Origin of the sequence: Parahaliea mediterranea, from assembly GCF_017255185.1 — a bacterium.
Taxonomy (GTDB): Bacteria; Pseudomonadota; Gammaproteobacteria; order Pseudomonadales; family Halieaceae; genus JAFKCZ01.
Genome location: NZ_JAFKCZ010000023.1, coordinates 1 through 13,786, shown reverse-complemented (window position 1 = coordinate 13,786; position 13,786 = coordinate 1). Strand labels below are relative to the sequence as shown.

The 13,786-nt window shown below is 63.1% G+C and carries 13 protein-coding genes; 5 read left to right on the top strand and 8 right to left on the bottom strand.

Going from position 1 to position 13,786, the window contains the following annotated elements; all coding sequences use genetic code 11:
* Positions 1–105: 105 nt before the first annotated feature.
* The 8 genes from JYP50_RS20900 to JYP50_RS20865 all read right to left on the bottom strand — a co-directional run bounded on the left by JYP50_RS20900 (position 106) and on the right by JYP50_RS20865 (position 8,840).
* Entirely contained in the window at positions 106–606 is a 501-nt protein-coding gene (locus JYP50_RS20900; protein ID WP_206562517.1) for a cupin domain-containing protein, read from the bottom strand.
* Positions 607–656: 50 nt separating this feature from the next.
* Positions 657–1,442, bottom strand: a complete 786-nt coding sequence (locus JYP50_RS20895; protein WP_206562516.1) for an SDR family oxidoreductase — start codon at positions 1,440–1,442, stop codon at positions 657–659.
* A 56-nt stretch (positions 1,443–1,498) separates the two neighbouring features.
* Complete coding sequence (locus JYP50_RS20890) at positions 1,499–3,712, bottom strand: TonB-dependent receptor domain-containing protein (RefSeq protein ID WP_206562515.1); 2,214 nt, start codon at positions 3,710–3,712, stop codon at positions 1,499–1,501.
* 368 nt (positions 3,713–4,080) lie between these two features.
* Positions 4,081–5,181: a response regulator transcription factor gene (locus JYP50_RS20885; protein ID WP_206562514.1), complete on the bottom strand. Its 1,101-nt coding sequence runs from the start codon at positions 5,179–5,181 to the stop codon at positions 4,081–4,083.
* A gap of 28 nt (positions 5,182–5,209) precedes the next feature.
* Complete coding sequence (locus JYP50_RS20880; protein WP_206562513.1) at positions 5,210–5,461, bottom strand: hypothetical protein; 252 nt, start codon at positions 5,459–5,461, stop codon at positions 5,210–5,212.
* A 91-nt stretch (positions 5,462–5,552) separates the two neighbouring features.
* A complete protein-coding gene (locus tag JYP50_RS20875; protein ID WP_206562512.1) occupies positions 5,553–6,824 on the bottom strand; it encodes an SAM-dependent methyltransferase in 1,272 nt (423 codons plus the stop codon).
* Positions 6,817–7,581, bottom strand: a complete 765-nt coding sequence (locus JYP50_RS20870) for a DUF1365 family protein (protein ID WP_206562511.1) — start codon at positions 7,579–7,581, stop codon at positions 6,817–6,819. The genes JYP50_RS20875 and JYP50_RS20870 overlap by 8 nt, the downstream gene beginning before the upstream one ends.
* The gene (locus JYP50_RS20865) at positions 7,578–8,840 is read right to left on the bottom strand and encodes an NAD(P)/FAD-dependent oxidoreductase (protein WP_206562510.1); all 1,263 of its coding nucleotides are present in this window, start codon (positions 8,838–8,840) and stop codon (positions 7,578–7,580) included. The genes JYP50_RS20870 and JYP50_RS20865 overlap by 4 nt, the downstream gene beginning before the upstream one ends.
* Positions 8,841–9,016: 176 nt before the next feature.
* Between JYP50_RS20865 and JYP50_RS20860 the strand changes: the two genes are divergently transcribed.
* From JYP50_RS20860 to JYP50_RS20840, 5 genes are all read left to right on the top strand, one after another.
* Positions 9,017–9,619, top strand: a complete 603-nt coding sequence (locus tag JYP50_RS20860; RefSeq protein ID WP_347136888.1) for a sigma-70 family RNA polymerase sigma factor — start codon at positions 9,017–9,019, stop codon at positions 9,617–9,619.
* Between the two features lie 4 nt (positions 9,620–9,623).
* Positions 9,624–10,286 (top strand): ChrR family anti-sigma-E factor, encoded by a 663-nt coding sequence (locus JYP50_RS20855; protein WP_206562509.1) that lies wholly within the window; start codon positions 9,624–9,626, stop codon positions 10,284–10,286.
* A gap of 411 nt (positions 10,287–10,697) precedes the next feature.
* Positions 10,698–11,840, top strand: a complete 1,143-nt coding sequence (locus JYP50_RS20850) for a Re/Si-specific NAD(P)(+) transhydrogenase subunit alpha (RefSeq protein WP_206562508.1) — start codon at positions 10,698–10,700, stop codon at positions 11,838–11,840.
* A gap of 1 nt (position 11,841) precedes the next feature.
* Positions 11,842–12,123 (top strand): NAD(P) transhydrogenase subunit alpha, encoded by a 282-nt coding sequence (locus JYP50_RS20845; protein WP_206562507.1) that lies wholly within the window; start codon positions 11,842–11,844, stop codon positions 12,121–12,123.
* Between the two features lie 11 nt (positions 12,124–12,134).
* Entirely contained in the window at positions 12,135–13,490 is a 1,356-nt protein-coding gene (locus tag JYP50_RS20840) for an NAD(P)(+) transhydrogenase (Re/Si-specific) subunit beta (protein WP_206562540.1), read from the top strand.
* Positions 13,491–13,786: the final 296 nt, after the last annotated feature.

The window sequence follows — 13,786 nt, the reverse complement described above, 5'->3', positions numbered from 1 at the left end:
TGACTTGCCGGCGCGGAGCGGGGCAGTGGCTCGGCGGGGCAGCATCGATGTGGGAGGCCGGACCCGCCCAAGGCGGATGCGGCCTCGTCTGTCGGCCGAGGCGCGCTAGCGGCTGCCCTCCATTGAAAAGTGGTGGGAAAACTCGATGTGATCGGCGGCGTTGTTGGCCTTGGCCAGCTCGTACATGAGGCGGCAGTCGACAACCGCGCCCACGCTGCCATCATCGTTGTAGCCCACGATGGGGCCATCGCCAACCGCGAACATAATGACCCCAGTGGGGGAGTCGGCCACGTGGATGGCCCCGCCCGGCTCCAGCGAATGAGTCCAGACGCCGCCGCGGTCATCTTCCCCGTATCCGAATTCGCCTTCGAGAATAAAGGCCTCGGCGTTGCCGATGTGGTGGTGGGGGGGAGCCTCGGTGTTGGGGTCGACCTTGAGCAGCATGCTGAAGCCGCCGCTGTGCTCGCGCACGGTGAGCAGCTTGAAGTAGGTCCCGGGCATCACCCACTCCGTCCACGGAATGGTGGCCGGATCGAAAAAGGTCGGCTTGTGCGGCACGTTGATCTGGATCGGGTTGTTGCCACTGAATTTAGATGGGTCTGACATGGTCATTTCCTCTTTGCTATGGAGAGTTGTTGGCAGCCAGTGAGCGATCGCTAGCCGTTCAAGTGGATACCGCCATCGACGACGAACTGGTTGCCGGTGATGTAGCGGGATTCATCGGAGGCCAGGAACAGCACCATGTGGGCGATGTCCTCGGGGTCGCCGAAATATCCCAGGGGAATTCGGCCGAGGAACTGTTCCCGCACGGCTTCGGGTTGCTGGCCGCTGGCCCGCGCCATCTGCTCGATCCCTGCCGCCAGCATGGCGGTGTCGATATTTCCGGGGTGCACGCTGTTGCAGCGGATGCCCGTGCCGCTTCTGGCGCAGTGCAGGGCCACCGACTGGGTCAGGTGGGTGACCGCCGCCTTGCTGGCGCCGTAGGCCGTGAGAAAGGGGGTGGCCATCAGGGCGGCTAGGGAGGACAGGTTGACAATGGCGCCGCCCGGGGACATGGACTCAATGGCGTGACGGCAGCCCAGGAAGACACTTTCAGCGTTGATCTTCTGTAGCTTGCGCCACTCCTCCACGGTGGTGGAGGCCGGTGAGTTCTGGGTGGCATCGCCGCCGTAGCCTGCGTTGTTGACCAGGACATCGAGCTGCCCGTGGCGGTGGATGACTTGGTCGGTGACCGTCCGCCAGTCTTCCTCGGATGTAACGTCCTGGCGGATAAACTCGATGCCCAGGCGATCCGCGGCCTCCTTGCCCAGGTCGGTTTGAATGTCGGTGATAATGACCGATGCGCCCTCCTCCGCGAGTCGCTTGGCCATGGCGTAGCCCAGGCCGGCGGCGGCGCCTGTTACCAGGGCGGACTTGCCCTGAACACGTCCGTTGCGGGTCATTGTTGATTCTCCCTTTGGTGAATGTTTCGTGGTTTGGATATCCGCTTTGGTCCGGGCTAGAAATGCCAGTTAAACTCCAGGCCCCATTCCCGCGGCCGCCCAGGGATCGCCGAGGCGACCCCGACACTGGAAAGCGCCGACACGCCGTTGTCGATATATGCTTCACCGGTCAGATTGGTCACGAACATGGCGAGTTCGTAGCTTTCGCTGGACGGGAGCAGGGAGGCGCGAACGTTCCACAGGCCCAGGCTGTCCCTGGCGATGGATTCGGTGTTGATGACATCCATGTACATCTTGCTCTGGTATTGGTAGTCCAGCCGCAGCTTGAGGTCGAGGCTATCCAGTAGCGGTCGCTGGTAGCTGGCGGCGAGGTAGTGGCTCCAGCGTGGCGTTCGCGGCAGGTAGCTGTTTTCGTCGATGCCCTCGGCGGCGCCGATATCGGTGTATTTGCTATGCAGGTAGGAAGAGCCGAGGTCGAGCTGGAAGTGTGCGCCGAGCAGGGCGCTGACCTCGACTTCCATGCCCCGGATTTCCGCTTCCCCGGCGTTCTGGATCGCCGACAGGAAGGTGCCGGTGTCCGGGTCCGCGGACAGCACCAGCAGCTGGATATCCTCGTAGTAACCCTGGAAGGCGGCGGCGTTCAGACGCAGGCGGTCGTCGAAGAACTGTGATTTCGCGCCCATTTCATAGGACCACAGGTACTCGGGGTCGAAGGATTGGAGTTCGCCTTCCGCTGTCGGGCGGCCGTTGAAACCGCCGCTCTTGTAGCCGTAGGACGCGGAGACGTAGAGCAGCGTGCCATCGTCGGTGGTGTAATCCAGGCCGACGCGGCCGGAGGTCGCCGTGAAGTCCTCGGCGACGGTTTTGTCGTGGAAGATGTATTCCCCGGCGGACAGGCGGTAGTGGTCCAGCGTGTAGGATTTGTCATCGTAGGAATAGCGCAGCCCCAGGGTCACGGAGACGCGCTCGTCGAGATCGTAGGAGCCCTGGCCGAACACCGCGTAGCTGTCGGTTTCGATTTTGTTGTAATCGTCCAGCATCAGGTCGAGTACCGCATTGGTCGGATTGCCGGCGCCGCCGGGCACACCTGGCGTCTGGCCCATGCAGGACGGGGGAGAACTCGCCAGGCAGTCCACGCTGGCTGGCAGGCCTTCCAGGGCGTCGTAGAGGCCATTGGCGATCATGACGTCGATGCGATCCACCGCTTCCTCGTGGTAGTAGTAGGCGCCCGCCACCCAGTTCAGTCGGGCATCAGGCGATGAGCCCTGGAGCTGGAACTCCTGGCTGAACTGATCCTGGGATACGGTGTCCCGGGTCTCCGCGTAGCGGGCGGAACTGTTGTCGGTATCGCGACCGAACACGGCATCCAGGTCGCGGTAGGCGGAGATCGATTTCAGGGTCAGGTCGCCGATATCCCACTCCAGGGTTGCGGAAACACCCCAAATTTCGTGGTCGTTGACGCTGACGCCGGTACCGTCGGAGTGGAACATATCGCTCTGGGGGTGGGCGCCAGTGATTGCCGTGCCCTGGGGGCCGCTAACCAGGGCATTCCACAGCGATAGCAGCGGGGCTTGCTCGTCGACCTCCGCCAGTACCATGGGTACCGATTCCTGGTTCTGCTTGCTGTAGTCAAGTTTAAGGCTGGCTTCCAGGTTACTTGTCGGCGTCCAGTAGAGGGCGCCACGCGCCAGTTGCTGGTCGATATCGCCGGCCTCTCGGCCATCGACGCGGTCGGCGTAGCCGTCCCGCTGGTTGGAGGCCAGCGAGAGGCTGCCGCCGAGGGTGTCGGCGACCAGCGGGCCCGACAGGGAAGCGTGGATGTCCTGGCGGTTGTAGCGCCCGGTAGTCAGGCGGACCGAGCCCTCGGGTAGCGGCGCGGGTTTGCTGGTGATGACGCTGATGGCGCCGCCGATGGTGTTGCGCCCGAACAGGGTGCCCTGGGGGCCGCGCAACACCTCGATACGCTCCACGTCGAGCAGGTCGAGATTGGCGCCCGTGGCACGTCCGAGGTACACGCCGTCCATGTAGATGCCGACGCCCGGATCGGTGGTGATCAGGAAGTCGGTTTGGCCGATACCGCGTATCGTGGCCTGTATATTGCTTCCGCCGCCGTCACCGGTGGACGAGGACAGGTCGAGATTGGGGGTTGCGCGGGAAATGCCGGTCAAATCGCTGATCGATAGGGCGTTCAGGTCTTCACCCCGGAATGCGCTGATGGAAATCGGGGTGTCTTGCAGGCTTTCCACCCGTTTGCGCGCGGTAACGACCACTTCTTCGAGCGCCGGTGCGGCGTTTGCCAGCTGGATTCCGCCAACGGCGGCTTGACTGGCTACCAGGGCGGTTAATAACCCCCTGGTAGCCAGAGCTGTAGGGCGACCGCGGAGGGTGCAGAGATTGACAAGACTCGAGGGGTTTGTAGATGGCATGGCGAATTCCCGCGTTTAGAAGTGTTTTTAGTACAGATGGAAAGCATTCCAGGCATGCGAGTGTGAAGAACCGACTGCGCGGCGCTCAATACCGGAATCTACGTAGGGAGGACAGGGCTGTCGGGATTGCGTGCTCAGTCGAGCGAGACAAATGAGAGGGAGGAAAAGGTCCCCGAACGGCTTGTTGTATTGCGCTGCCCTGGCTGCAAGGCTCAGTGGGGCGTCAGCTTGCTAACCAGTTCCGTGCGGTTGTGTACGCCGAGTTTGGCGTACATGCTTCTGAGGTGGGTTTCGACAGTGCGTACGGTGATCGATAGCGACTGGGCTAGCTGTGCGTTGGTGAGCCCCTTGCTCAGCTCGTAGGCGACTTCCAGTTCGCGCTTGCTCAGACCGTGGCTTCGGCCTCGCGCATACAGTTTTTCGCGAACGCCGGGGAGACGGGCATTGACCAGATAGTGAGCCTTGCCTTCGTGACTTTCCCGGCGTTCCACTGTGCACTCAATCGTGCCGCCGGGAGCGTTGATCTCAAGGTATACCGGGGATTGGCTGGCTCCACGCGAGCGTTTGTCGAGTTGGCGACATTTTTCAAGGACAGCTTGCCCTGCCGTGCCGCCGGGAAAGTTGCCGTGCAGTGGTGAAAAGGCGTGATTGGCCAGTTCGTTGCCGTAAATATATCTCCCATCTTCAGCAAGCAGCGCTATTGCGCGGTGCCCGCTATCGGATTCCAGTGCGTCGATAACGGATTGTAGCTGTGCAAGCCGGTTTTCAAGTGAAAACCGCCCAATTACTGGAAGAATGGCCTTGCCGAGGGTACGAAATTCCTGGATGTCTCGCTGGTTGAAGGGCCGGTCGAGATGCTTGCGGTGAAGTCCGAGCAGGAATATGTCGGGGCTGGCTGGCGAGGGTCGGCATGCCAGTACCAGTACGTGTTGGAAATCGAAGGGCTGCAGGAAGTCGCGGTAGTAGCCACTGGCGTTTAGCTGTCTTGAGCTGCGAATTTCCCGCAGATTCAACAGCTCGATGGTTGGCCTCTGTCGCGGCTGGCGTAAACGTGTGCCCAGCGTCTGGATGACGGGATCCGACTGGATGAACTGGTCGAAATACAAACGTGTTATCTGAGCGGATACGCGATAGCTGTCGTGAAAATGGTCCTGCGCGGCGAGTTTCTGGCCGTCAATCAAACCGAAGATGCCGCTTTCGGAATTCAGATGCCTGCAGGTCGGCGCCAAGATCTTTTCACGGACATCGGCAAGGGAGTGGCAATCCAAGATGGTCCCCAGTGCATCGCCCGGGCTGTAGCTGTAGTGTGGCATGTTGGCACTGTTCGCGTTCAGTGGCCCCTCAGCTACCGGATTTCTTCAGTGGTGCCCAGTGCACTACGCCAAAAAGCAGGCACAGCAGGACACTTTGCGCCATACCTCCCGGGTGGCGTTGAAGAATCTGGAATGTGAACACGGTTTCCAGCGCGTGAATGGCCAGGAGCGCGAGGGCGACGTATTGTAAATAGATATCGCCGGGACCTAACACCGGCACCACCAGGGATGCCGCGGCGGCAAGGTACACGGCCAGCAGCCCGATTTTCAGTATCAGCATAACCACTCCCGCAATTATTGTCCTGCCATGGTAGCCGCGCCACCGTGCGCCGACAACTCCCACGCCCGGGATCGCCCTGCTGGTGGGGCCGTCAGCCAGGAGCCGAGTCGCCAAAACGGTAACCGGGCTTGGCCATGGCCAGCTGTACGGTGCCGATAATCCGTTCGCGAAAACCGCCCTCGCAGTAGCACAGGTAGAATTCCCACATGCGGATGAAGCGCTGGTCGAAGCCCATGCGCTTGACCGCATCGAGTTGCGCCGTGAAACGCTCGCGCCAGCAGGCCAGGGTGCGGGCGTAGTCGTCGGTGATGTCGCGCAGGTGCACCAGTTGCATGTCGGTGTCGCGGGCCAGGTGGTCGGCGATGACCGCCAGCGAGGGCAGGCAGCCGCCGGGAAAAATATAGCGCTTGATGAAGTCCACCGAGTCCCTGGCCTGCTCGTAGCGCTGGTCGGCCATGGTGATGGCCTGGATGACCATCTTGCCCTCGGGCTTGAGCAAGGCGCTGCAAGCGCGGAAATAATCGCGGTAGAAGGCGTGGCCCACTGCCTCGATCATTTCGATCGACACCAGTTTGTCGTAGCGACCGGACAAGGCGCGGTAGTCCTCGCACAGCACCTCGACGCGTTCCTCCAGGCCCGCCGCCCGCACCCGTTCGAGGGTGTACTGGTACTGTTCCCGGGAAATGGTGGTGGTGGTTACCCGGCAGCCGTAGTGCCGCGCCGCATGCAGGGCCATGCCGCCCCAGCCGGTGCCGATTTCCAGCAGGTGGTCGCCGGCGGTCAGTTCCAGTTGCCGGCAGATTTCATCGAGCTTGGCCTCCGAGGCCGCTTCCAGCGTGGCGGCGCGATCGCTGAACAGCGCCGAGGAATACATCATGGTCGGGTCCAGGAACAGCGCGAAAAAGTCGTTGCCCAGGTCGTAGTGGGCGGCGATATTGCGCCGCGATCCCTGCCGGGTATTGCGATTGATGCGGTGGGCGGCCCTCAGCGCCAGCCGCATCAGGATGGACTTGCGGGACTCCATCGCTTCCATGGTCGCCAGGTTGGCGCAAAACACCCGGGTGACCCGGAGCAGGTCCGGGGACGACCAGTCGCCGTCGATATAGGCCTCGCCGGAGCCGATGGTGCCGCCGGTCAACACCCGGCGCCAGGCCCGCGGATGGTGAACCCGCAGTTCCGCCCTTGGGCCGCCGCCGTCCCGGCGACCCAGCTGGAAAGTTTCCGGGCCGTCGTGAATCACCAGTTCTCCCACCGCGATCCTGTCCAGTACTTTCAGCAACAGGCGGCGCGCCAGCCTGTCGTTGGACCACAGTCGGCGCGGCCGCGGCAGGGAAGGTATACGGGTGACGCTGGTGTTACTCATGGTGGACTCCGTTCGTTGGGGAACCGGGGTGGGGGTGGAAGGGAACGCGTTTGGCAAACAGTTTCAGCGCCTGCCAGTAAATGCCCAGTGCGACCTGGGCGGTCATCGCCGGGTAGCGCCACAGCACACGGTTGAGATTGGCCGTGGTCCACGGCCGGGCGCGCATCGACAGGCCGGCGTCGAACACGCGTTCACCCGCCACGGTGTTGGCCAGGTGCAGGCGCAGGTTCTCACCGGGCGTATTGCTGCGCCACCGGTAGCGCATATCCATCGGGTTGAAGGGCGAGACGTGAAAGGACTTGCCGAAATCGTGTCGCAGCCAGTCGCCCTGGTCCGGCCCGGGCAGCACATAGCTGTGGCGCTCGTTCCACGGGGTGTTGGTCACCTCCGCGACCAGGTACTCGAGCCGCTTTTCGTCGCGGTCGAAACAGTAATAGCAGCTCAGCGGGTTCATGTTGAAACCGAAGTAGCGCAGGTTGGCCAGCATAAAAACAGGGCCGGTGGGGCGCTCGCCCGTTTCGCGCTCGACCCGCGCGCGCACCGCCGCGTCCAGCTCCGTGCCGGGATCGCCGAGAAAATCCGCGCGCCTGAAACTCGCCGGCGTGCGCCCCTCCAGGGACCAAAGCCTGGCGCCGCGAAACAGGTCGGGCAGTTCCTCCAGGCAGATATAGGGCATGAACACCCGGTAGCGGAACTGGTGTCGACGCGGCTGCAGCCGCCGGTGCTGCAGCCAGCCTTCGTAGAGCCGCGACCTCACGCCGCCACAACCCCTTTTTCGCCCAGTGCCTGCACCACCCGCAAGGCGCTGTTGACGCCGTCCTCGTGGAAGCCGTTGTGCCAGTAGGCGCCGCAGTACCAGGTGTCGCGCACACCGTTGATTTCCGCCCAGCGGGCCTGGGCGGCGATGCCCCCGGGGGAGAACACCGGGTGGTCGTAGTAAAAGGTGCCCAGCACCTTGTGCGGGTTGATGGCGGCGCCGTTGTTCAATGTCACGCAGAAAGTCTCCGGGGCCTCCAGGCCCTGCAGGATGTTCATATTGTAGGTGACCACGGCGCGGTCACTGTGCCGGCCCAGGTGGTAGTTCCAGCTGCTCCAGGTCTTGCGGTTGCGCGGCAGCAGGCGGGTATCGGTATGCAGGACCACCTCGTTGCGCTGGTAGGGCAGGGCGCCGAGCACCTCCCGCTCGGCCGGCGAGGGGTCGGCGAGCATCCGCAGGGCCTGGTCGGAGTGGGTGGCGATCACCACCTGGTCGAAGGTGTGCCCGGCACCGTTTTCCAGCTCGATGCGCACGCTGTTGCCGGTCGGGCGCCGCACGCTGCGCACCGGGCTCCCGGTGTGGATGCGTTGTTCGAAGCGCCGGCACAGGGGGCGCAGGTACTCCCGCGAGCCGCCCTCGATGACGCGCCACTGCGGGCGCTCGCCGATGCTCAACAGCCCGTGATTGCGGAAGAAACGCAGGAAAAAACTCACCGGGAAGCGGCTGATGGTGTCGCAATCGGACGACCAGATGGCGGAGCCCATGGCCACCAGGTAGTCGCGCTGGAAGGCCTGGCCGTAGCCCTTGCGTTGCAGGTACTGCCCCAGGGTTTCACCGTCGTCCAGCCGGCCCTCCTCGAGATCGGCCACCGATTCGCGGTTGAAGCGCAGGATGTCGCGTATCATGCCGATAAAGCGCGGCGACAGCAGGTTTCGGCGCTGCGCGAAGAGCGCATCCAGGCTGGAGCCCGAGTACTCCAGGCCGGTGCGCTCGTCGCGCACGCTAAAGCCCATGCTGGTGGGTTTGCTGGAGACGCCCAGCTCCTCCATCAGGGCAATGAAACGGGGGTAGGTCCAGTCGTTGTAGACGATGAAACCAGTGTCCACGGCGTAGCGCCGGGTGCCCACTTTTACATCCACGGTAGCGGTGTGGCCCCCCACTTCCCGGCCCGCCTCGAACAGGCTGACCCGGTGCGAGCTGCTGAGATAGTGGGCGCAGGCCAGTCCCGAAATGCCGCCGCCTATGACTGCGATGTCCAATATTCCGTCTCCCTTGCCGGTTCGCCGGGTCGGAGGCGATGCCGCCGCGCTCCCGTTGACTGGGTTACGCCCGGGTCGCGGGACTGGATCAGGCGGCAATCGCCCCGACCGGGCTGATCCACACGTCTCTGGCGCGCGTATACTGGCCAACACGGGTATCAAGCGGGAGAAACGCGGTGACGGAACGCCAGGACAGTGGCACCGACAACATGCAGCATACGGCGGACGGCCCGCGTCGCGACGAATGGAGCGAATGCCTGGTAGCCATCGGCGCCAGCGGCGATCGCGCGGCGTTTACGCGCCTGTTTCGGCACTTTGCGCCCCTGGTCAAGGCCTTTGCGCTGTCCGGTTCCAGCCTGTCCGCCAGCCATGCCGATGAGCTGGTCCAGGAGGTCATGTTGAAAGTATGGCAGAAAGCCGGTGTCTACAACCCGGAAAAGGCGGCTGCGAGCACTTGGGTTTACACCATCGCGCGCAATTGCCGCACCGATCTGTTCCGCCGCCTGCGGAAATTCGATACCCCGCTGGCGGCCGAGGATTTCACCCCCGAGCAGGCCCTGGGGGAGCCTTTCGAGGTGATGCATTCGCGCCGTAGCCGGGACCAGGTCAGGCGCTTGATGGGCGAACTGCCCATCGACCAGGCGCAGATCCTCGCCAAGGTCTACATGGAGGGTAAGTCCCACTCGGAAGCAGCGGCGGAACTGGACCTGCCCCTGGGCACGGTGAAATCCCGCGTCCGGCTGGCAGTACAGAAGTTACAGATTCAGGTTGAAAGATAGCACTATGGCCAAATATCACCCCGACCTCGATTTTCTCACTGAATACGCCGCCGGTACCCTGCCGCTGGCGCAGAGCGCCTGCGTGGCCGCGCACCTGAACTACTGTCCCGAGTGCCGGCGCCTGGCCACCAGCCTGCAGGAAGTGGGCGCGGCGATGTTCGAGCGCGCGACCCCGGAACCGGTGTCCGAGGCCCTGCTCAACACCGTGCTGGCGCGCCTGGATGAAGAGCCGCCCCTCAGTTACGGTGCGGGCCAGGTGGCGGGCGCTCCCGCCGGACGCACACCCGCATTCCTGCAGCGCCTGATGGACGGGGACTTCGCCGACCTGGCGTGGAAGCACATTACCCGCACCCTGTCGATCTGCTACCTGCGCACCGGCGATCCGGGGCATGAGTTCGCGCTTTACCACATCAAGGCCGGCGGTCGCATTCCCCAGCACGACCACAGGGGGTCGGAAATCACCCTGGTCTTGCAGGGCGGGTTTTCCGACGCGGACGGCGATTATCACGAGGGCGATTTCCTGCTGCGTCGAAAGGACGAGGTGCACGCCCCCACGGCCCTGCAGTCCGAGGATTGTATTTGCATCGGCGTGCTCGACGCGCCGCTGCGCTTCACCGGTTGGAAACACCGCTGGATGAACCCCTTCCTGCATCTGCGCGCCGGCTGAACACCTGTCCCAGCGCCCCGCGCACGGGGGCGCGGTCCGCGAATGCGCGCGACGCATCCCCCGAATGGGTTCGACTTCGGGGCTGTCACAACGGGTCTAGTTATTTGGGCTCAATGGCCATTGATTGGCAATTTCATCCAGGTAGATTAGGGCGACAGCCGCGGCCTGCGCTAAGGTTGCCGGCCGTTTGGGTGCTCTAATGCAGCCCTGCCGGGCTGTATGAAATGGCCCGTCGGCAATTCAGTTGGTGAATAGTGGCCATAGTTCCTGCGTTTCAGGGGCTGTGCTACAGTCACCGGCCGCCTTGCGAAAAGCAACGGCGATATAAAGGGTGACAGCAACCGCTAGAAGTTGCAGCAGAAACTATAACACCCGAAATACAACGACACACAGGTATGGGGAAAAAACGCTATGCGCATCGCAATTCCCAGGGAGACGCATCCGGGAGAGAACCGGGTGCCCATCATCCCGGAAACGGTAAAGAAACTTTGCCTGCTCGGTGCAGAGATTGTCATTGAGCCAGGCTTGGGACTGGGCTCCGGTTTCGCCGACGAACAGTACACCGAAGCCGGCGCCGGTCTGGAGCCGGACCGGAACAAACTGTTTGCCGAGGCGCAAATATTGCTTCGCCTGCGCAAGCCCACGCTGGAGGAAGTGGCACTGATGCCTTCGGGCTGCATCCACATCAGCTACCTGGACCCCTTCAATGAGCGCGAGCTGGTTCGCGCGTTGCAAAAACAGGGCGTGACCGCGATCAGCATGGAGATGATCCCCCGCACCACGCGCAGCCAGAAAATGGACGCCCTCAGCTCCCAGGCCAACCTGGCGGGTTACGTGACGGTGTTGCTGGCCGCGAACCACCTGCCGAGCATTCTGCCGATGATGATGACCCCCGCGGGCACGCTGAAACCGGCCAAGGTTTTCGTGCTCGGCGCCGGCGTGGCGGGCCTGCAGGCCATCGCCACCGCCAAGCGTCTCGGCGCCAAGGTCACCGCCTTCGACACGCGGCCGGTCGTGGCGGAGCAGGTGCAGTCACTGGGCGGAACCTTTCTGGAAATCGACCTGGGCGAGACCGGTGAAACCGCTGGCGGCTACGCCAGGGAACTGACGCCCGAACAGATCGAGAAGCAGCGCCAGGCGCAGAAGGAAGTCATTGCGCAATCCGACGTGGTGATCACCACTGCCCAGGTTTTTGGACGCAAGCCGCCCGTACTGGTGACCCGCGATATGGTGGAAGCCATGCAGCCGGGCTCGGTGATCGTGGACATGGCCGCCGAAACCGGGGGCAACGTGGAGGGTTCGGAGCCCGACAAAACGGTGGAAGTGAACGGTGTCACCATCATCGGCCAGGCCAACTTGCCCAACCGGGTGTCCCGGGATGCGAGCAAGATGTACTCCAGCAACCTGTTCAACCTGGTGGAAGACGTCTGGGACAAGGACAGCAAGCAACTGGCGATCGACTTCGAGCACGACATACTGCCCGGCTGCATCATCACCCACGGTGGCGAAGTCACCAACGAAACCATCAAGAACATCCTGGAGGGGGGCAGCTGATATGGAAGCCGTATTCCTGACATTCATTTTGATGTTGTCCATCTTCGTGGGCTTCGAACTGATTAACAAGGTCCCCGCGACCCTGCATACGCCGTTGATGTCTGGCGCCAACGCCATTTCCGGCATCACCGTGGTGGGCGCCATCAGCCTCGCCGGCACCGGTCAGCACGACCTGGCCAACTGGCTGGGCGCGGCCGCCGTGGCCCTGGCCTCGATCAACGTGGTGGGCGGTTACCTGGTGACCGACCGCATGCTGGCGATGTTCAAGAAGAAGGAGGGTTGAGCGTGGAACCAATGCAATTGATCACCCAGCTGGCCTTCGTCGTCGCGGCCGCGCTGTTTATCTTTGGCCTCAAGCTGCTGGGCTCGCCGGCCACAGCGCGCCGGGGCAACATGTTGTCCTCCGTCGGCATGCTGCTGGCGATCATCGCCGCGCTGCTCGACCAGGGCATTGTCGAGTTCCAGTGGATTCTGGCCGGTGTTGTCGTCGGCGGCGCCATCGGTGCCGCGGCCGCGCGCCTGGTGAAGATGACCTCGATGCCGGAGATGGTGGCCCTGTTCAACGGCTTCGGTGGCATGGCCAGCCTGCTGGTGGGGGCGGCCGCGCTCTCCACCGCCGGAAATACGTTCACCCTGGTGACCATCGTGCTGTCGATCCTGATCGGTGGCCTGACCTTCACTGGCTCTCTGGTGGCCTGGGGCAAGCTCTCGGAAACCATCGGCTCCGGGGCGGTCATGTTCAAGGGCCAGCAGGTGGTCAACAGCCTGATTGTGCTCGGTATCCTGGCCAGCGCGGTGATGTTCTGCCTGGAGCCGGAAAACCCCCTGTGGCTGTACCTGGTCATCGGCCTGTCCCTGTGGTTCGGCATCATGGCGGTGATCCCCATCGGCGGCGCCGACATGCCGGTGGTGATTTCGCTGCTGAACTCCTACTCGGGCCTGGCCGCCTGTGCCGCGGGCTTCGCGGTCAACAACAATATCCTGATCGTCGCCGGTTCCCTGGTGGGCGCCTCGGGCATCATCCTGACCCAGATCATGTGCAAGGCGATGAACCGCTCCCTGAGCAATGTGCTGTTCTCGGGCTTTGGCAGCGTGAGCAGCGAGGAGACGGTGATCGAGGGCGAGATCAAGCCGATCTCGGTGGAGGACGCCTACTACGTGCTGGAAGCGGCCACCAATGTCGCGATTATTCCGGGCTACGGCATGGCGGTGGCCCAGGCCCAGCACGTGGTGAAGGAGTTGACCGAACTGCTGGAGAAGAACGGTGCGGAGGTGAACTTCGGTATCCATCCGGTGGCCGGGCGCATGCCGGGGCACATGAACGTGCTGCTGGCGGAGGCGGATGTGCCCTACGACCAGCTGCTGGAGATGGACGACATCAACCCGCGCATGGAGACGGTGGACGTGGCGATTGTGATCGGCGCCAACGATGTGGTGAATCCGGCCGCCCGCGAGGTGGAGTCGTCGCCGATCTACGGCATGCCGGTGATCAACGTGGACAAGGCGCGCACGGTGTTCGTGCTCAAGCGCTCCATGGCCTCGGGCTTTGCCGGCATCGAGAACCCGCTGTTCTACAAGGAGAACACGCGGATGCTGTTCGGCGATGCGAAGGAGACCATCGGCGGGCTGGTTCGCGAACTGGCGGGCTAATCACTGAAACCTGCCCCGCGATGACGGGGCTTTGATGTTTCTCAACGCCGGCCATGTTGCCGGCGTTTTTTGTTGAGCGGTATCGTCCCGGCCTGCGGCGCAGGCGGAATGAATGACCCGAAAAGAGGGGCCCGCTGTCCGCCCTACAGGGGGAGCGCCAGTCCGGTGTAGGGTCGAATTCATTTAAGCGTGGGAAACCACGTCCTACGGACGTGGTCATGAGTGGCAGGCTCTGCCTGTTACGAATAGAAAGGCTCATGCTATCTCTTGAGGTTGAGTTGTGCCCACAACTGACC

Coding starts and splice junctions, on each gene's coding strand:
- JYP50_RS20900 (WP_206562517.1), bottom strand. CDS start 606: ATGTCAGACCCATCTAAATTCAGTGGCAACAACCCGATCCAGATCAAC.
- JYP50_RS20895 (WP_206562516.1), bottom strand. CDS start 1,442: ATGACCCGCAACGGACGTGTTCAGGGCAAGTCCGCCCTGGTAACAGGC.
- JYP50_RS20885 (WP_206562514.1), bottom strand. CDS start 5,181: ATGCCACACTACAGCTACAGCCCGGGCGATGCACTGGGGACCATCTTG.
- JYP50_RS20880 (WP_206562513.1), bottom strand. CDS start 5,461: ATGCTGATACTGAAAATCGGGCTGCTGGCCGTGTACCTTGCCGCCGCG.
- JYP50_RS20875 (WP_206562512.1), bottom strand. CDS start 6,824: ATGAGTAACACCAGCGTCACCCGTATACCTTCCCTGCCGCGGCCGCGC.
- JYP50_RS20855 (WP_206562509.1), top strand. CDS start 9,624: ATGGCCAAATATCACCCCGACCTCGATTTTCTCACTGAATACGCCGCC.
- JYP50_RS20850 (WP_206562508.1), top strand. CDS start 10,698: ATGCGCATCGCAATTCCCAGGGAGACGCATCCGGGAGAGAACCGGGTG.
- JYP50_RS20845 (WP_206562507.1), top strand. CDS start 11,842: ATGGAAGCCGTATTCCTGACATTCATTTTGATGTTGTCCATCTTCGTG.
- JYP50_RS20840 (WP_206562540.1), top strand. CDS start 12,135: ATGCAATTGATCACCCAGCTGGCCTTCGTCGTCGCGGCCGCGCTGTTT.